Below are 18,388 nucleotides of genomic sequence, written 5' to 3' on the forward strand. Positions count from 1 at the left end.
CCACGGCCGCGGCTGGGAGGCGGCGCCGTTCAGGGCGGGCCGGCGTCGAGGTCCAAGAACCGCTTGTCGAGGTCGATCGACCAGGTGGCGGGGTCGCGCAGCACCTCGACGAAGCGCCCGGCGCTGTCCCCCGCGCCGAAGTGATCGGCCGCCGGGACCCGGTCGCCCTCGAGCGCCGCCGTGATCGCGGCCGAGATGGCCGCGACGGTGCCGTCGCACGAGTGGATCGACCGATGGTGGAACCGGTCCCGCTGGCGACTGCCGATGTTGACGGTGGGCACGCCGTAGAAGGGTGCTTCTCGGATCCCGGCGCTGGAGTTGCCGATCAGCACCTCGGCATGGGCCAGCAGGGTGAGGAACGCCTCGAACCGGATCGACGGGAAGACCCGGTAGCCGTCACGGCCGTCGAGCGATCGGTACACGTCGAGGATGGCCTGGCCGCCGGGGTCGTTGTTGGGGTACACCACCACCGCCGGGAGCCCGACCGCGTCGACGGCCGCGAGGAGTGCCTGGGCCGTCGCGGCGGCGGCCTCGTCGGGCTCGGTGGTCACGCTGTGGAACAGCACCAGCACGTAGCGGTCGAACGGGATGGCGTACGACGCCCGCACGGCGTCGAGGTCTGGAAGCGACCCGGACACCATCACGTCGATGTCGGGTGAGCCGAGGACGCGGACGCTCGACGGCACCTCACCGAGCTGCAGGATCCTTCGAGCGGCCTCGTCGTTGGCCACGAGGTGGAGGTGGGAGAGCTTCGAGATGGCGTGGCGCAGGACGCCGTCGATCGTGCCCGACCGTTCGCCGCCCTCGACGTGGGCCACCGGGACGCCCCGGAGCGCCCCCACCGCGGCCCCGGCGAGCGCCTCCACGCGATCGCCGTGCACCACGAGCAGGTCCGGACGGTGCTCGTTGAACATCCGCCCGAGCGAGGCGGTCGTCTCGGCCAGGATCACGTCCATGGTGGCGCCGGTGGGCTGGTTGGCGAACTCGCGCACCCGGATGGGCGGCGGCAAGCGGCGGACCTCGAGGACCGTGTAGCCGTAGAGGTCGAGCAGGTGCATGCCCGTCGCCACGACCGTGACCTCGACTCCCGGCTCGGCGGCAGCGGCGAGGATCAACGGCTTCAGCTTGCCGAAGTCGGCCCGGGTCCCGGTGAGGAACCACACCTGACGGGGCGGGCCGGCACCGCCCGCCGTCGCGTCAGCGGACATCGCTCCACGTCACCTGGTGGTTCGCGGGCAGGGAGCGAGACGCGACCGATCCCAGGACGTCGGGGAGCCGCGTGGCCGGGATCTCCCCATCGCCCGGCCGCTTCACCCAGGTGTTGGAGCCATCGAAGGGAGCGCCCGCCGGGATCGGGGCGATGGTGACGACCGAGGCGAAGGCGAAGTCGATCGTCACCTGCTCCTCGGCGAGCACCGACTTGTGCCCACCGAGCGCCTGGTGGATCTCGGTGGCTCCCACCACCAGGTCGGCCAGGTCGACGGGGTCCATCGAGACCTCGATGTCAGGCCCGGGCCAGGCGCGGTCGCTGGTGAAGTGCCGCTCGACGATGGACGCTCCGAGCGCCACGGCGGCCAGGCAGGTGTGGTTGTTGAGGGTGTGGTCCGACAACCCCACGACCGCATCCGGGAACGCTTCTCGCAGCTCCGCGAGGGCTCCGAGGCGCACCAGGGATGGGGGCGTGGGGTAGACGCTCGTGCAGTGCAGGAGGGCGAACGGCACGCGGTGGGACCGCAGGACCTCCACCGTGGGCCCGAGCTGCTCGATGCCGTGCATGCCGGTCGACACCACCATCGGCTTCCCGAACGAGGCGATGTGATCGATGAGGGGCAGGTTGCTGCACTCTCCGGAGCCGATCTTGAAGGCCGTCACGCCCAGGGCCTCGAGACGGTCGGCCGCCTCCCGGCTGAACGGCGTCGACAGGAACGCGAGCCCGAGCTCCTCGGCCTCGGCCTTCAGCTTCTGCTCGTCGTCACCGCTGAGGACGGCCTCGCTGATGATGTCCCAGATCGAGCGGGTCTCGTTGCCCGGCACGACGTCGTTGGGGATCATCTCGGCCGCGGGGATGTGCGTCTGGAACTTCACGATCTCGGCGCCGGCCTGGGCCGCGTCGTGGACCATCCGGCGGGCCTTGCCGAGATCGCCCACGTGGTTGATGCCGATCTCGGGGATCACCAGGGGCGGGTGGCCCGGGCCGACCGGGCGGCCCGCCAGCTCGATGACGGGCGTGGGCCTCACCATGCCGTCCAGCCACCGTCGACGACCAGATCGTGGCCGGTCACGTAGCGCGAGAGGTCGCTCATGAGGAAGACGATCGGCCCTTTGTAGTCCTCCTCGACCGCCATGCGGGCCATCGGCGTGCGCGCCTCGTACCGGCTGACGAACGAGGCCGGCTGGCCCCGCTCGACGCCGCCGGGCACGAGGGTGTTGACCCGCACGGCCGGGGCGAGCGTGGTGGCGAACCAGCGGGCCATCTGGCTGACCCCTCCCTTGCTCACCGCGTACGCCGCCGAGTTGCCCATGTCGGTGCCCTCGTACACCCCCCAGTCGGGACCGACCAGGCCGTAGGTGGAGCCCGTGAAGACCACTGACCCGAACCCGCCTTCGCGAAGGGCCGGGATGCACTCCCGGGTCAGGGTGAACGCCGCGGTGAGGTTGACCTCGAGGGCGCGGCGCCAGGTGGCCGTGGACTGGTGCACCACGTCGGAGGTCCAGCCGGGCAGGGGCTCGGCGTTCACGAGCGACGCCAGGTGGACGAGCCCGTCGATGCGGCCGGCGGCCGCCAGCGCGCGGGGCACGATCCCCACGACCTGGTCCTCGTCCTCGAGGTCCACGGCCAGCGGGGTGGCGCGGCCGCCCTGGGCCTCCAGGAGCGCCGCGACCTCGTCGACCACGCTCGGGTCGCGATCGATCACCACCACGTGGGCGCCCTGCTCGGCCAGCCCTGCTGCGGCCACCTGCCCGATGCACCCGGCCCCGCCGGTCACGAGGACGACCCGGCCGTCCAGCCTCGACAGCTCCGCGACCGTTCGGTGCGGGTGGGGGGTGGGCCGGGTCACGGGGCCTCCTCGGAGAGCGAGTGGAGCGTGCGGGCGACCTCCAGGTCGACGAGGGTATCGATGTCGACCGCGGTGGTGGGCGCCACCTCGACGGCTCGGACCGTGCCGTCGTAGAGGGACGTGGCCCGCTGGACGAAGCGGGGATCGACGACGAAGGCGACCGTGCCCACGTCGTAGACGGGCGGAGCGTCCTGGCGCCGGTGGATGCGCTCGGGCGGTTCGAGCACCAGCCGGGCCTGACCGCGCTCATCGACGGTCACCATGTTGAACCAGGGGTTGCGGGCCGCAGGGCTCACGGTGATGACGACATCGACGCCGGGCTCCGCCGATGCGGCGAGGCAGCGTTCGAGGTCGGCCCCGGAGCGAAGAGGCGCGGTGGCGGGCACCACCAGCAACCGGTCGGGCAGCTCGCCCTGCTCCTGGAGCCAGGAGACCAGGTGCTGCCAGGCGTCCCACTCGTGGGCCTCCGCGGTGGCCAGGTGGGCGGGCCGCAGCCACGGCACCTCGGCACCCGCCGCTCGAGCCACCTCGGCGATCTGCGGCGAGTCGGTGCTGACGACCACCCGCTCGACACCAGGACACGCTCGGGCGGCGTCGACGGCGCGGGCCACGAGGGACCGGCCACCGAGCTCCTCGAGGTTCTTGTTCGGAATCCCCTGGGACCCCCCGCGGGCGAAGACGGCGCCGACGACCCTCATCGGGCGCCACCCCCTGGCGCGCCGACCGGCGCCGCGACAGTCGTGCGGGTGCCGCCACCGGCGGCGCTGGCGCGGATGGCGTCGATGACGTGGAGCACCTGCAGGGCCTCGGCAACCGTGCACATCGCCGACGCGGCGCCGGTGTGCACCTCGAACAGGTTGTCGATCAGGCGGGCCTCGGCTCGGTCCCGGCCGCCGGGCGCCACGTCTCGGGAGGAGCGGGCCGCGGTGCCCGTGCCCCGGATGGTGCCGGCGAGGAGGTCGGCCTCGACCGTGCCGGTGGCGCCGACGGCGCGCCACGTCCGACGGGGCGACCGGCTCACCATGTCGAGGTGCACCGTGCCGAGGGCACCGGTGGCCGAGGTCACCTCGACGTCGGCCACGGTCTCGACCCGACCGTCCGTCGGGGCACCGTCGGTCCGGGTGCGAGCGGCCACGGCCGCGATCGTTCCGAAGCACCAGGACGCGGCATCGAGCTCGTGGCTCAGCTCGAGGAGCACACCGCCGCCCAGCTCCTGGCGAGCGCTCACCGAGCGAGCCGGGTCGACCCCGGGCCGCCAGAGATCGAGGTGCTGGCCCACGTGGAGATCGAACGCCTCGACCTCACCGATGCCCTGGACCGCCGACCGGAAGGCGGCGGTGAGCTCGTCGCCGCGGAGGTGGTAGCCGACGCAGACCGACCGCGGCGACTGCCGGGCCGCGGCGTCGATCGCCGCGCCGGCTGCGGCGGTGGCGGCGAGCGGCTTCTCGACGAGGACATCGGCCCCCGCGCCGAGCAGCGCGGCGACCGCCGCCTCGTGGCGTGGCGCCGGTCCGGCCACGACCGCCACCGTTGGGGCGGCGTCCAGCGCGGCGTCGACCGTGGGCACGTACCGCACGTCGAGCGCATCGAGACGAGCCCGCGGCTGGTGGCTCTCGGGCCGACGGACCACGGTGATCGTGGCGGACCGGTCGCGGCGGCGCAGCGCGGCGGCATGGCGGTAGCCGGCGCTGCCCGACCCCACGACCACCCAGCTCGGCTCGGGGCCATCGTCGACGAGCATGACCGGGGCCCCTCTCCCTCGTTGCCGGCCCGGCCCACCGTACCCGCATCGCCGGCGGGCCCGTTCGGGAGGCCGGTATGATCGGCTCGGTGCCTGCGCTGCGACCCCGCATCATCGTCGTGGCGTCCTATGGGTTCTCGGCTCGGTACCTGCTGCCCACCGGCCTGCTCGACCGCCTCGCCGCCGTCGCCGACACCACGGTGGCCCTGAGCTGGGACGACCCCGAGCTGGTCGAGGCGGTGGAGGCCACCGGCGCCACGGCCGCTCGCCTGCCCGACCCCGAGGTGAGCCACGAGTACCGCCGCCTCGAACGGTTCGCGGACCTGAACTTCGACCACCGCCTCAAGAGCCCCACCACGCCCATCAACCGGCGCTGGCGCCGAGCCGTCGGCACCACCCAGCAGACGATCATCACCACGATCCGCCAGGCGTGGGGCGAGGTCGTGTTCCGCGTGCCCGGGGTGACCGCTCGCCGGGAGGCCGCCGCCGAGGCGATGGCCGCAACGGGCACCAACGTCGACGCCTTCATCCGCTGGCTGGAGCCGCAGGGCGCCGACGCGGTCATCTCGCTCACGCCCTACCACCGCAGCGACCACCTCACCCTGCTCGCGGCCCGGACCCTGTGCGTGCCCACCCTGGCCTCGATCATCTCGTTCGACAACCCGACCACACGAGGGCGCATGCCGGTCCTGCCGGATCGGATCCTGGTCTGGAACCGGTTCAACTGCGGCGAGCTGCTGCGCAGCTATCCCGGGCTGAGCGGCGACGACGTCCGCATCATCGGGGCGCCGCAGTTCGACCTGCACCAGGACCGCTCGCTGGTGGTGGACGAGGCCGATTGGCGGCGCCAGCTCGGGCTGCCGCCCGACCGCCCGGTCCTCCTCTACGCCGCTGGTCCCGAGCTGCTGTTCCCCGGCGAGGAGCGGCTCGTGGCCGCCATCGCTGCCGCCATCGACGAGGGCCGGATCCCCGGTTCCCCCGTCGTCTTGGTGCGCGGCCACCCCGCGGAGGCGGGCAGCCGGTGGGAGGCGGCCGCCTCGGACCACGTCGTCGTCGACCCGGGCTGGGGCCGCGTCGACGGTGGCCGCGCCTGGCCCTCGTCGCACGACACCGCGCTGCAGATCTCGACGCTCACCCACGCCGTCGTGCACCTCAGCATCTGCTCGTCGATGGCCATCGACGGCGCGGCGGTCGACCGGCCCACGGTCGCGCCGGTGTTCATCCCGGGCATCGGCTGGCGCGGCATGCGGCGGCTCCGGGCGTTCTACCGCCAGGAGCACTGGGCGCCGATCGCCGCCTCCGGTGCGGTCGACGAGGTCACCGACCTCGATGCTCTGGTCGCGGCGGTGACCGCCCACCTGGCCGACCCGTCCCTCGGGCGCGAGGCGCGTGCCGACCTGGTGACCGCGGTGCTGACCCACGGCGATGGCGAGAGCTGCCGGCGCCTCACCGACGAGATCGTGGAGCTGGTGGGCGTCCCCCGCGGATGATCGGGCGGCTCGCGCCCGGCGGATACGGTGACGCTTCGTGGAGGTGGGGGAAGGTACCTGGGAGGCCGGTGGCCCGTGGCGGCCGCTTGCACGCGTCCGCCGGAACCATCCTCGGTGGCGCGCCTTCGTCGACGGCCGCCTGGAGCAGCTCCGGCGCCGCAGCCCTGGGCTGGTCGATGACAGCTGGTGGATCGCGACCGGTCCCCCGTCGGAGCCCGAAGGGCTCGACCCGGCGGGGCTCTCGCGGCTCCGCAACCCTCGGAACGACTTCCTCGCCGACCCCGTCGCCCTGGTGGGAGCGGACGACGAGTACCTGGTCGAGCAGTACCGGTTCGCGACCCGTCGGGGGGTGATCTCCCACCTCCGCTTCACCCCCGATGGTGGAGCCGAGCTCCGCGAGGGCGTGATCGACGCTCCGTTCCACCTCTCGTTCCCGACCACGTTCCGCCACGATGGCCGCACCTGGATCGTCCCCGAGGCGCACGAGAGCGGCGCGACCCACCTCTGGGAGTACCGACCCGACGAGGGCGCCTCCCGCCACGTCGGCCCGATCATCGACGTGCCGGTCCGAGACGCGGTGATCTTCGAGCACGGAGGACGCTGGTACCTGCTCGGCACCGGGGCCCTGCCGGCCTGGCACCTCGTCCTGTACGTCACGGACGATCCGCTCACCACGTGGGAGCAGATCCCGATCGAGAACCGGACCAGCTACGTCCGACCCGGAGGATCGCTCGTTCCGCGGCCCGCCGGCGACGGCACCGGCCCGGATGCGTGGATCGCCCCGATGCAGGGCAGCTCCCGGGGGTACGGCTCCGAGCTCGCCCTGTGCGAGCTGCGACTCGCCCCTGAGCCCCTGCTGGTCGATGGTCCGGTCGTCGAGCCGCCACCCCCGTTCATCGGCCTGCACACCCTGGCGATGGGCCGCTCGCAGACCGTGGTCGACCTGAAGCACCTGCGCCTGCGGCCCGATCGGCTCGTCTACCGGGTCCGCCCCGAACGCCTGCTGCGCAAGCTGCGCCGCCGCCCTCCGGCACCTGCGGCTCCCGGGAGCTGAGCGGGGCTAGTCGGCCGGGCGGGCCCGCCGGAACCGACCGCGGACCGAGGCCGCGCCCTGGCGAGCGCGGCGCGACAGCGCGGCCCGAGCGGACGCAAGCGCCGGGCCAGGGTCCCGGAACGACCACAGCGAGCAGACCCGGCGCCGGTGCGAGAGGAACCGGGCACCATCGCCGACCAGCAGGGCCGGCCCCCGCCGGTCGTGGGTGGCCCGCTGCGACCAGGCCTCACCGACCCACATGGCCGCACGCGAGGAACGCTCCGGAGGCCCGGGCTCCCGCCCGATCCACGCCCCGGCGAGCAGCGCGGGCGCGTCGAAGCCGGAGATGGCGCCCAGCCGGTGGAACGCTTCGAGACGGGGGTTGAACTCGATGAACCACAGGTCGTCACCGGAACGGAGGAACTCGATGCCGCCGATCCCCCGGTACCCGATCGACGCGGCGAACGCCCGCACGCCGGCCTCCACATCGGGGAGGGCCCGGGCCTCGCCCCAGGCCAGCACGCCTCCTTCGGGCGACGAGGACCGCCGCTTGCGTCCGGTCCAGGTCCGCACGTCGGATCCGTCGGGAGCGACCCACACCATGCCCACGTCCAGCCCGTCGGCATCGCCCTTGTACTCCTGGACGATGAAGGTCCCGCCGTCGGCGACGGCGGCCAGGAGGCACGAGCGGAGCGCCTCGGGCGTCTCGCAGATCGCGATCTTGAAGAAGTGGGCGCCGACCGTGTCCCACGCCGTCGGGCGGACGCACACGGGGAACCCGAACCGGGGCAGCGCCTCGATGTCGGCCACCGACGCGACGCACGCCCACGGAGGCACCTGCAGCCCGGCCTGCTCCGCGAGGGGCAGCGACTGGGCCTTGTCGAGCAGCGCCCGGCAGACCGCGGCGGGCGGGATGGCCAGCTCGAAGCGGGGGTCGAGGCGGTCCCGGCCGGCGTCGAGGTGGTCGATGACGCGCTCGCTCGTGCTGATCACCAGCACGTGGGCGGCCCAGGGGAGCTCGGCTCGGGCGAAGTCGAGGAGCTCACCGGCCAGCTCGCCCGGGTTGCCGGCGGCGACGCGCCGGACCCCGGCACAGGCCCGGCTGGCCGCGAACACGGGGACGGCCCGACGGTCGATGGTGGCGACGAAGGTGGGGATCCCGAGCCGGGCGATCGAGCGCACCGCACCGAGGGTGCTGTGGGTGGCGCCGCCGAGGACGAGGCAGGCCCGATCGGCGGTGGTCCCGGGGGCGGCGTTGGGCATCGGGGCAGTGTAGGAGCCGGCCCGCGGCCGCCCCGAGGTGATCCAGGGCCCGGTTGGCACCGTCCCGGAGCGCGACGAAGGGCGCCCGGAGGCGCCCTTCGCAGCACGTTCGGTCCACCGGCCGGAGCCGGCGGGCGTCAGGCGTCGGTGGGGGTGGGCAGGTCGATGACCTGGGCCACCGGCTCCTCGGCCTGGGCATCGGCCACGAGGCCGGCCAGGTACTCGCTGTCGTCGAGCTGTTCGCCGTCGGACGAGTAGAAGGCCATCGGCTGGTAGTCGGGAGCGTGCGTCTCGATGTCTCGGTAGACGTGCTTGCCGGTACCGGCCGGGATGAGCTTGCCGATGATGATGTTCTCCTTGAGGCCGACGAGGGAGTCGGACCGGGAGTCGATCGCCGCTTCGGTGAGGACCCGGGTGGTCTCCTGGAAGGAGGCCGCCGAGAGCCACGAGTCGGTGGCGAGCGATGCCTTGGTGATGCCCATCAGCTCCACGCGGCCTTCGGCCGGGCGCTTGCCCTCTTCGACGAGGAGCTTGTTGGCATCGGCGAACGCCTTCTGGTCGACGCGCTCCCCGGGGAGGAAGTCGGAGTCGTTGGTCTCGAGGACCGTGACCCGACGGGTCATCTGGCGCACGATGAGCTCGATGTGCTTGTCGTGGATCGACACGCCCTGCTCGCGGTACACCTTCTGGACCTCGGCGACGAGGTAGCTCTGGGTCTCACGGACACCGCGGATCTCGAGGAGCTCCTTGGGGTCACGGGCGCCCTCGACCAGCGCGTCGCCAGCCTCGACCTCGTCACCGTCGTTGACCTCGAGCCGGGCCAGCGAAGGCACGATCACCTGGTCTTCGGTGCCATCGTCGCCGACGATGGTGATGACGCGGCCCTTGCCCTCGTCCTCGCCGATCCGGACCACACCGGTGGTGCGGGCCAGAGTGGCCTTGCCCTTGGGCGAGCGAGCTTCGAAGAGCTCGACCACCCGGGGCAGACCGCCGGCGATGTCGGAGCCGGCGATGCCGCCGGTGTGGAAGGTACGCATGGTGAGCTGCGTGCCGGGCTCGCCGATGGACTGGGCCGCGATGACGCCGACGGCTTCGCCGACCTCGATGTCCTTGCCCGTGGCCAGCGACATGCCGTAGCTCGCCGCCGAGATGCCCGCCGCGGAGTCGTCGGTGAGCGGCGACAGCACGCGGACCCGGGTGACCGTCGGGTCGTCACGGAGGTGCTCCATGATCGGCTCGTTGACGATGGTGCCCTTGGGGTACACGGTGCCGTCTTCGCAGGTGACGTCGTTGGCCAGGGTGCGGCTGTAGAGCGTGGTCTCGATGTACGAGCGCTTGTTGGCCGTGTCGGGACCGATGTCCTCGAGCCAGATGCCGCGGATGGGCGACCCGGAGGCCTCGGCCTTCTCGAACGGATCCTCGTCGTTGATGATCAGTTCCTGGGCCACGTCGACGAGGCGACGGGTGAGGTAGCCGGAGTCGGCGGTCCGGAGGGCCGTATCGACGAGGCCCTTCCGAGCACCAGGCGTGGCGATGAAGTACTCGAGCATCTCCAACCCCTCACGGAAGTTGGACTTGATGGGACGAGGGATCATGTCGCCACGAGGGTTGGCCACGAGGCCACGCATGCCGGCGATCTGCCGGACCTGCATCATGTTTCCTCGAGCGCCCGAGCCCACCATCATCTCGATGGGGTTGAACTTCTGCTTCTTGAGGTTGAGCTCCATCGCGGTACGCACCATGTCGGTGGCATCGGTCCAGATCTCCACCTCCTTCTGGCGGCGCTCACCGTCGGTGATGATGCCCCGACGGAACTGGTCCTCGACCTTCTGGGCCTGGAGCTCGTGGTCCTCCATGATCCCGGCCTTCTCCGGCGGCGTCTTCACGTCGTCGATGGAGATGGTGATGCCGGACTGGGCCGCGTAGCGGAAGCACAGGTTCTTGATGGCGTCGAGGCTGCTCGAGACCACGTTCTTGGCCTCGCCTCGAGCCAGGCGGTCCACGATCTCGCCCATCTCCTTCTTGGAGATGCGCTTGTTCATGTACTCGAACGACTCGGGCAGGGTGCGGTTGAAGAACAACCGGCCGGCGGTGGTGTCATCGGTGATGATCCGCTCGCCGTCCTCGCCGAGCCCGCGGAACTGGATGGGGGCGTGCAGCTCCAGGTCGCCGGCCTCGTAGGCCCGCTCCACCTCGTGGAGGTGGCGGAACACGCGGCCGTTGCCCTTCTCGTCGGGCACGATCTCGGTGAGGTAGAAGGCACCGATGATCATGTCCTGGGTGGGCGTGACCAGCGGCCGGCCGTGGGCCGGCGACAGCACGTTGTTGGCCGACAGCATCAGCACGCGGGCCTCAGCCTGGGCCTCGGCCGAGAGCGGCAGGTGGACAGCCATCTGGTCGCCGTCGAAATCGGCGTTGAAGGCGGTGCACACCAGCGGGTGGATCTGGATGGCCTTGCCCTCGACCAGCACCGGCTCGAAGGCCTGGATGCCCAGGCGGTGGAGCGTGGGGGCACGGTTGAGCATGACCGGGTGCTCCTTGATGGCCTCTTCGAGGACATCCCACACCTGGGGCCGACGGCGCTCGACCATGCGCTTGGCGCTCTTGATGTTCTGCGCCAGCTCGGCGTCGACCAGCTTCTTCATGACGAAGGGCTTGAAGAGCTCGAGCGCCATGAGCTTGGGCAGGCCGCACTGGTGCAGCTTGAGCGTGGGGCCGACGACGATGACCGAACGGCCGGAGTAGTCGACGCGCTTGCCGAGGAGGTTCTGGCGGAACCGGCCCTGCTTGCCCTTCAACATGTCCGACAGCGACTTCAGCGGGCGGTTGCCCGGGCCGGTGACGGGACGGCCGCGACGGCCGTTGTCGAAGAGGGCGTCGACCGCCTCCTGGAGCATCCGCTTCTCGTTGTTCACGATGATCTCGGGAGCCCCGAGGTCGAGCAGGCGCTTCAGGCGGTTGTTCCGGTTGATCACCCGGCGGTAGAGGTCGTTCAGGTCGGAGGTGGCGAAGCGGCCACCGTCGAGCTGGACCATGGGACGCAGCTCCGGCGGGATCACCGGGACGACGTCGAGGATCATGGCGCCGGGATCGTTGATCCGCTTGCCGTTCTCGTCGCGCTGGTTGAACGACGAGACGATCTTCAGGCGCTTGATGGCCTTCTGCTTGCGCTGCGCCGACAGGGGGCGCTGGCCCTCCTGCGGGTCGATGGCGGCGCGGAGCTTGATCTCCTCCTCGTCGAAGTCGAGCTTGGCGATGAGCGACTTGATCGCATCGGCGCCCATGCCGCCCTCGAAGTAGTCGCCGTAGCGGTCTTCGAGCTCACGCCACAGCATCTCGTCTTCGATGATCTGACGGGAGAACATGGTCTTGAACTCGTCGAACGCCCGGTTCAGGACGTCGAGCTCGAGCTCCCAGCGCTCACGGATGGCGGTGAGGTCCTTGTCGGCCTGCTTCTGGCGGGCCTTGATGTCGGCATCCTTGGCGCCTTCGCCCTCGAGCTCGGTGATCTCCTTCTCGAGATCCTCGAGCCGGCGGGCCAGCTCCAGCTCGCGCTCCTTCTCGAGGTCCTCGCGCTCGGCGAGCACCTCGGCCTCGAGGCTGGGCAGGTCCTGGTCGCGCTTCTCCTCGTCGACGGAGACGACGAGGTTGGCGGCGAAGTAGATGACCTTCTCCAGCTGCTTGGCCTTCAGCTCCTCACGGGGCTCGGTGCCCATGAGCAGGTAGGCCAGCCACGAACGGGTGCCGCGGAGGTACCAGATGTGGACGGTGGGGGCGGCCAGCTCGATGTGGCCCATGCGCTCGCGCCGGACCTTGGAGCGGGTGACCTCCACGCCGCAGCGCTCGCAGATGATGCCCTTGAAGCGCACCCGCTTGTACTTGCCGCAGTAGCACTCCCAGTCCTTGGTGGGACCGAAGATCTTCTCGCAGAAGAGCCCGTCCTTCTCCGGCTTGAGCGTGCGGTAGTTGATGGTCTCCGGCTTCTTGACCTCGCCGTTGGACCACATGCGGATGGAATCCGCGGTGGCCAGGCCGATCCGGAGCTGGTCGAAGTTGTTGACGTCGAGCATGTTGTTCTCTTCTCTTCTCTCAGTCGATCCGGTCAGGCCCGCTCGGCCCGGCGACGCTCGTCCTCTTCATCGGACCCGCGCTCGGGCCGAGAGAGGTCGATGCCGAGCTCTTCAGCGGTACGGAAGATGTCTTCGTCGAGCTCGCGCATCTCGATCTCTTCGCCGGACTTGGCGAGGACCTCGACGTTCAGGCACAGGGCCTGCATCTCCTTGATGAGCACCTTGAAGGACTCGGGGATGCCGGGCTCGGGGATGTTCTCGCCCTTGACGATGGCCTCGTAGACCTTCACGCGGCCGAGGACGTCGTCGGACTTGATGGTGAGCAGTTCCTGCAGGCAGTAGGCGGCGCCGTACGCCTCGAGGGCCCACACCTCCATCTCGCCGAAGCGCTGGCCACCGAACTGCGCCTTACCACCGAGCGGCTGCTGGGTGATCATGGAGTAGGGGCCGGTGGACCGGGCGTGGATCTTGTCGTCCACCAGGTGGGCGAGCTTGAGGATGTACATGTACCCGACGGTGATCGGGTTGTCGTAGGCCTCGCCCGTGCGCCCGTTGTAGAGCGTGGTCTTGCCGTTGTCCTGGATCAACCGGCCGCCGTCGCCGTACTCCTCGTAGGGAGACTCCGGGGTGAGGTTGGTGAGGATCTGCTGGATGGTGGGGTGCTTCTTGGCCGCTGTCTCCTCGTCCCAGAAGGCACCGTCGAACACCGGGGTGGCGATGAGCTTGGCCGGCGGGGTGGCGGGACGGGTCTTGCGCTCGGTACGCCAGGCCTCGTCACCGACCTTGCCGGACTTCTCGGTGTCCCAGCCCCAGCGGGCCGCGTAGCCCAGGTGGGCTTCCATGACCTGGCCCACGTTCATGCGGGAGGGCACGCCGAGGGGGTTGAGGATGATGTCGACCGGGCTGCCGTCGGCGAGGAACGGCATGTCCTCGATGGGCAGGATCCGGGAGATGACGCCCTTGTTGCCGTGGCGACCGGCGAGCTTGTCGCCCACCGAGATCTTGCGGCGCTGGCCGACGTAGACCTTGACCAGCTGGTTGACGCCGGGGGGCAGCTCGTGGCCGTCCTCGCGGGTCTGGACCCGGACGTCGATGACCTTGCCGGTCTCGCCGTGCGGCACCTTCAGGGAGGTGTCTCGGACCTCACGGGCCTTCTCGCCGAAGATGGCCCGCAGGAGGCGCTCTTCGGGGGTGAGCTCGGTCTCGCCCTTGGGCGTGACCTTGCCGACCAGCACGTCGCCGGCCTCGACCTCGGCGCCGATGCGGATGATCCCGCGCTCGTCGAGGTCGGCGAGGATGTCCTCGCTCAGGTTCGGGATGTCCCGCGTGATCTCTTCGGGGCCGAGCTTGGTGTCACGGGCATCGATCTCGTGCTCCTTGATGTGGATCGACGTGAGCACGTCGTCCTTCACCAGGCGCTCCGAGAGGATGATGGCGTCCTCGAAGTTGTAGCCCTCCCAGGGCATGAAGGCCACGAGGAGGTTCTTGCCGAGGGCGAGCTCGCCGTTGTCGGTGCTCGGGCCGTTGGCCAGGATGTCACCGGCGTTGACCTTCTCGCCGGCGGACACGATGGGCCGCTGGTTGATGCAGGTGTCCTGGTTGGACCGCTCGAACTTGTTGAGCTTGTAGGTGACGTTGCCCTGGGTCTTGTAGGCGACCTTGATGAGCGTGCCGTCGACCTCGATGATCTCGCCGTCATCGGTGGCGATGATCATGTCGGCGGCGTCTCGGGCCGCACGGCTCTCGACGCCGGTGCCGATGTAGGGCGCCTCCGCCTTGACCAGCGGCACGGCCTGCTTCTGCATGTTGGCGCCCATGAGGGCACGGTTGGCGTCGTCGTGCTCGAGGAACGGGATGAGGGCGGCGCCGACCGAGACGATCTGCTTGGGCGACACGTCCATGAGCTGGACCTCGGCGCCGGGCACGAACTGGATGTCCGTGGTGGCACCGAAGAAGATGTCCCGCTCGAGCTGGAGGCGGAGGTCCTCGAGGGAGGCGGCCTGCGGGGAGCGGCGCACGAGCACGCGATCCTCGGCGAAGGTGCCGTCGGCGTTGACCGGGGTGTTGGCCTGGGCGACGACGTACTCCTCCTCCTCATCGGCAGCGAGGTACATGATCTCGTCGGTGACGACACCGTCGACGACCCGGCGGTACGGCGACTCGATGAAGCCGAACTCGTTGACCCGGGCGAAGGTGGCCAGGGCGCCGATCAGGCCGATGTTCGGGCCTTCTGGGGTCTCGATGGGGCACATGCGGCCGTAGTGGCTGAAGTGCACGTCTCGGACCTCGAAGCCGGCCCGCTCACGGGAGAGGCCACCCGGGCCGAGCGCCGAGAGGCGGCGGCGGTGGGTGAGGCCCGACAGGGGGTTGACCTGGTCCATGAACTGCGACAGCTGCGAGGTTCCGAAGAACTCCTTGATGGCAGCCACCACGGGACGGATGTTGATGAGCGTCTGGGGCGTGATGGCCTCGACGTCCTGGGTGGTCATGCGCTCGCGCACCACCCGCTCCATGCGGGAGAGGCCGATGCGGACCTGGTTCTGGATGAGCTCGCCCACCGACCGGATGCGGCGGTTGGCGAAGTGGTCCTGGTCGTCGAGGCGGTAGCCCGGCGTGGCCTGGACGAGGTGCAGGAGGTAGGTGCAGGCCGCGAGGACCTCGCAGCGGCTGAGCACGGGCTGGCCCGGCTCGGGACGGTCGAGCAGCGGGGTGACGCCATCGGCCATCAGGCCACCGGTCACGGCCTCGGAGGCCTTGCCCCGGCCCTCGAGCATCGGGAAGAGCTCGGCGATCTTGTCGATCTCGTGGCCGAGCTTGCGGTCGAGCTTGTAGCGGCCGACCCGGCTGAGGTCGTAGCGGCGGCTCTCGAAGAACGCGTTGCGGAAGTAGGCCTTGGCCGACTCGACCGACGGCGGCTCGCCGGGGCGAGCGCGCTTGTAGATCTCGACGAGCGCCTCTTCCTGGGTGGGAGCGATGTCTCGCTCCTTCTCCCACTGGCCCTCGAGGAAGTCGAAGTGGCGGACGAACGCCTCCAGGAAGCCCGGAGCGTTCTCCTCGTCGTAGCCGAGGGCCCGCAGCAGCACGAAGATGCCGAGGCGGCGCTTGCGGGCGACGCGGGTGCCGGCGGTGACGTCCTTGCCGGGCTTCTGCTCGACGTCGAACTCGATCCACTCGCCGCGGTAGGGGTGGATGGTGCCGGTGACCAGCTGGTGCTTGGCCAGGTTGCGCAGGCGGAAGCGCTCACCGGGCTGGAAGATGACGCCGGGCGAGCGGACGAGCTGCGACACCACGACGCGCTCGGTGCCGTTGATGACGAAGGTGCCCTTGGTGGTCATCTTGGGGAAGTCGCCCATGAAGACCGTCTGCTCTTTGATCTCACCGGTGTTGGCGTTGATGAACCGGGCCCGCACGAAGATCGGTGCGGAGTAGGTCATGTCCCGCTCCTTGCACTCCTCCACCGTGAACTTGGGGGTGGGGCGCAGGTCCTCGTCGCTGGGGTCGAACTCCAGCTCGAGCTGCAGGGTCTCGGTGAAGTCCTTGATCGGCGAGATGTCGCGGAACGTGTCCGCCAGGCCTTGATCGAGGAACCAGTCGAAGGATTCGCGCTGGATCGCGATCAGGTCGGGAAGCGGGAGGACATCCTCCAGGTTCGCGAACGAATAACGGTCCCGGATGGTGGAACGAGAGGACAACGCAGGCTCCTCAGCAGATGGTGGTGACGCGGTGAGTGGCGGTGGCAGGGCGCGTCGCTTCGATCAACCATTTCTGAGAGCCAGCACGCTGCACCACGGCGAGGGGCGATCCTAGCGACGGTCGCACGCGAATACAACCCGGACCTGAGGTCTCCGGGCTGGGCTGCTGAGTTCCGGGTGACGGTAAACCGAGTGCCTCCACAGGTCAAGGATTTCGTCAGGTACCGACCGACCCCGGATCCGGCGTGGTTCGCGGACGACCACGTAGGTTGCGCTGCCATGAAGCGACTCCTGGTCGGGCTGGCCGTGGTGGCGGTGGTGGGCGCCGGGTGCTCGTCGGGCGGCTCGGACGGCTCGGGCGGCTCCTCGGCGAAGGCCACCACCACGAGCGGGGCGGCCACCACCACCTCCGAGCCGGCACCGGCCGACGACCAGACGCCGCCGAGCACGATCAACGGCATCGCGGTGCAGGGGGACACGATCTGGGTGGCCAGCATCGAGGACGACGAGATCCTCCAGATCGACCGGGCCGACGGGACCATCCTCCAGCGGTTCGACACCCGCGGGGCCGGACCCGACGACATCGCCATCGCACCCGACGGCTCGATCTGGTCGGCCGGCTTCGTCAACGGCGACGTGGGCCACATCGTCGACGGGCGCTACTCGGTGGCCACCAGGATGGAGGCGGGCATCAACCCCATCGAGTTCGCGCCCGACGGCACCCTCTACATCGGGACCCTCGGCCCCGACGGGGTGCTGTCGGCGATCGACACCACGGCCGATCCGGTGGCGGCGGTCGCCATCGGCTCCGGCCTGCCCGACATCAACGCCTTCGGCATCGTCGCCGACGGCACGATCGTGGCCCCGTCCGGCGGGCTCACCGGGCCCAGCGCGGCGGTCGCCATCGACCCCGACACCGCGAAGGTGACCACGATCGCAGGCGGCCTGCCCCCTGTCGCCGCCGGCACGACCGACGCCCAGGGCCGCGCCTACGTGCTCGCCAACATCACCGGGCAGGTCATCGCCGTCGACCTCGCCCACAAGACGTCGAAGGTCGTCCGGACGGTGAAGCACGGCGCGCCGTTCGACAACCTGTCGTTCGCCGACGACGGGACCCTCTACGTGTCGAGCTTCGTCGCCCCCACCATCACCGAGGTCGCCACCGACGGCGCCGAGCACCTCATCACCGTCGGTGGCTGAGCCCGTGACCAGCACCGCAGGCTGGATCCCCGTCACCGACGTGGCCGACGCGCGCATCGAGGAGTTCGTCGGGCTGCGCGACCACGAGCTGCGGCGCCGGCGCGAGGCCCCCGGCGGCGACATGGCCGGGATCTTCATCGCCGAGGGCGACCTGGTGGTCGAGCGGGCCATCCGGGCCGGCTACCGGGTGCGGGCGGTCCTGGTCGACGCCCGGCGCACCGATCCCCTGCCCGCCGCGCTCGACGCCGCCGTGCCCGTCTACGCCGCCGGCGAGGACGTGGTGCTCAAGATCACCGGCATGGCCATGCACCGCGGGCTCATCGCCGCCCTCGACCGCCGCGAGGAGCGCAGCGTGGCCGAGGCGCTGGCCGGCGCCACCCGGGCGGTGGTGCTCGAGAACGTGAGCAACCCCACCAACCTCGGGGTGATCGCCCGCAGCGCGATCGGGCTGGGCGCCGATGCCCTCCTCCTCGACCCCTCGTGCTGCGACCCGCTCTACCGCCGGGCGTCGCGGGTGGCGATGGGCGAGGTGTTCGCGCTCCCCTGGGCCCGGACCAAGCGGTTCCCCGAGGGCATCGACCAGGTGACCGACGCCGGCTTCTCCCTGATCGCCCTCACCCCAGAAAGGGCGGCCGAGCCCATCGACGACGTCGTCCTCGCTCCCGACGAGAAGGTCGCCCTGGTCCTCGGCGCCGAGGGACCGGGCCTGACAGAGGAGACCATGGCCAGGGTCGGGCGCCGCGTGCGCATCCCGATCCACCACGGCGTCGACTCGCTCAACGTGGGCGCCGCCGCGGCCATCGCCTGCTACGTGCTCGGCCGCGGCCGTCCCTGACGGAC

12 protein-coding genes are annotated in these 18,388 nt (G+C 70.7%); 4 read left to right on the forward strand and 8 right to left on the reverse strand.

Annotated features, from left to right (window positions below; all coding sequences use genetic code 11):
• Positions 1-29: 29 nt before the first annotated feature.
• From neuC to ACPPVX_RS07460, 5 genes are read right to left on the reverse strand one after another with little or no spacing between them, the layout of a single operon-like run.
• Positions 30-1,208, reverse strand: a complete 1,179-nt coding sequence (neuC, locus tag ACPPVX_RS07440; RefSeq protein WP_426574264.1) for a UDP-N-acetylglucosamine 2-epimerase — start codon at positions 1,206-1,208, stop codon at positions 30-32.
• Entirely contained in the window at positions 1,198-2,241 is a 1,044-nt protein-coding gene (locus tag ACPPVX_RS07445) for an N-acetylneuraminate synthase family protein (RefSeq protein WP_426574265.1), read from the reverse strand. Before ACPPVX_RS07445 ends, neuC begins: the two co-directional genes overlap by 11 nt.
• Positions 2,235-3,059, reverse strand: a complete 825-nt coding sequence (locus ACPPVX_RS07450) for an SDR family NAD(P)-dependent oxidoreductase (RefSeq protein WP_426574266.1) — start codon at positions 3,057-3,059, stop codon at positions 2,235-2,237. Before ACPPVX_RS07450 ends, ACPPVX_RS07445 begins: the two co-directional genes overlap by 7 nt.
• The gene (locus ACPPVX_RS07455; protein WP_426574267.1) at positions 3,056-3,757 is read right to left on the reverse strand and encodes a cytidylyltransferase domain-containing protein; all 702 of its coding nucleotides are present in this window, start codon (positions 3,755-3,757) and stop codon (positions 3,056-3,058) included. The genes ACPPVX_RS07450 and ACPPVX_RS07455 overlap by 4 nt, the downstream gene beginning before the upstream one ends.
• Positions 3,754-4,800, reverse strand: coding sequence for a Gfo/Idh/MocA family protein (locus tag ACPPVX_RS07460; RefSeq protein ID WP_426574268.1), 1,047 nt, complete (start codon positions 4,798-4,800; stop codon positions 3,754-3,756). Before ACPPVX_RS07460 ends, ACPPVX_RS07455 begins: the two co-directional genes overlap by 4 nt.
• Positions 4,801-4,889: 89 nt before the next feature.
• Between ACPPVX_RS07460 and ACPPVX_RS07465 the strand changes: the two genes are divergently transcribed.
• Positions 4,890-6,290: a hypothetical protein gene (locus ACPPVX_RS07465; protein ID WP_426574269.1), complete on the forward strand. Its 1,401-nt coding sequence runs from the start codon at positions 4,890-4,892 to the stop codon at positions 6,288-6,290.
• Positions 6,291-6,333: 43 nt separating this feature from the next.
• Positions 6,334-7,344, forward strand: coding sequence for a glucosamine inositolphosphorylceramide transferase family protein (locus tag ACPPVX_RS07470; RefSeq protein ID WP_426574270.1), 1,011 nt, complete (start codon positions 6,334-6,336; stop codon positions 7,342-7,344).
• A gap of 6 nt (positions 7,345-7,350) precedes the next feature.
• Here the strand turns inward: ACPPVX_RS07470 and ACPPVX_RS07475 are convergent, their stop codons facing one another.
• The 3 genes from ACPPVX_RS07475 to ACPPVX_RS07485 form a co-directional block, all read right to left on the reverse strand.
• Complete coding sequence (locus tag ACPPVX_RS07475) at positions 7,351-8,586, reverse strand: hypothetical protein (RefSeq protein ID WP_426574271.1); 1,236 nt, start codon at positions 8,584-8,586, stop codon at positions 7,351-7,353.
• Positions 8,587-8,723: 137 nt separating this feature from the next.
• Complete coding sequence (gene rpoC / locus ACPPVX_RS07480; protein ID WP_426574272.1) at positions 8,724-12,656, reverse strand: DNA-directed RNA polymerase subunit beta'; 3,933 nt, start codon at positions 12,654-12,656, stop codon at positions 8,724-8,726.
• A gap of 32 nt (positions 12,657-12,688) precedes the next feature.
• The gene (locus tag ACPPVX_RS07485; RefSeq protein WP_426575007.1) at positions 12,689-16,396 is read right to left on the reverse strand and encodes a DNA-directed RNA polymerase subunit beta; all 3,708 of its coding nucleotides are present in this window, start codon (positions 16,394-16,396) and stop codon (positions 12,689-12,691) included.
• A gap of 231 nt (positions 16,397-16,627) precedes the next feature.
• Here ACPPVX_RS07485 and ACPPVX_RS07490 point away from each other — a divergent pair, with 231 nt between their 5' ends.
• Together ACPPVX_RS07490 and ACPPVX_RS07495 are read left to right on the forward strand one after the other, a co-directional pair.
• The gene (locus ACPPVX_RS07490; protein ID WP_426574273.1) at positions 16,628-17,548 is read left to right on the forward strand and encodes a hypothetical protein; all 921 of its coding nucleotides are present in this window, start codon (positions 16,628-16,630) and stop codon (positions 17,546-17,548) included.
• Positions 17,549-17,552: 4 nt separating this feature from the next.
• The gene (locus tag ACPPVX_RS07495; protein ID WP_426574274.1) at positions 17,553-18,383 is read left to right on the forward strand and encodes a TrmH family RNA methyltransferase; all 831 of its coding nucleotides are present in this window, start codon (positions 17,553-17,555) and stop codon (positions 18,381-18,383) included.
• The last annotated feature ends 5 nt before the right edge of the window (positions 18,384-18,388 follow it).

The organism is Aquihabitans sp. McL0605 (genome assembly GCF_049993875.1).
Taxonomy (GTDB): domain Bacteria; phylum Actinomycetota; class Acidimicrobiia; order Acidimicrobiales; family Iamiaceae; genus Aquihabitans.

Coding starts and splice junctions, on each gene's coding strand:
- neuC (WP_426574264.1), bottom strand. CDS start 1,208: ATGTCCGCTGACGCGACGGCGGGCGGTGCCGGCCCGCCCCGTCAGGTG.
- ACPPVX_RS07445 (WP_426574265.1), bottom strand. CDS start 2,241: ATGGTGAGGCCCACGCCCGTCATCGAGCTGGCGGGCCGCCCGGTCGGC.
- ACPPVX_RS07455 (WP_426574267.1), bottom strand. CDS start 3,757: ATGAGGGTCGTCGGCGCCGTCTTCGCCCGCGGGGGGTCCCAGGGGATT.
- ACPPVX_RS07460 (WP_426574268.1), bottom strand. CDS start 4,800: ATGCTCGTCGACGATGGCCCCGAGCCGAGCTGGGTGGTCGTGGGGTCG.
- ACPPVX_RS07475 (WP_426574271.1), bottom strand. CDS start 8,586: ATGCCCAACGCCGCCCCCGGGACCACCGCCGATCGGGCCTGCCTCGTC.
- rpoC (WP_426574272.1), bottom strand. CDS start 12,656: ATGCTCGACGTCAACAACTTCGACCAGCTCCGGATCGGCCTGGCCACC.
- ACPPVX_RS07490 (WP_426574273.1), top strand. CDS start 16,628: ATGAAGCGACTCCTGGTCGGGCTGGCCGTGGTGGCGGTGGTGGGCGCC.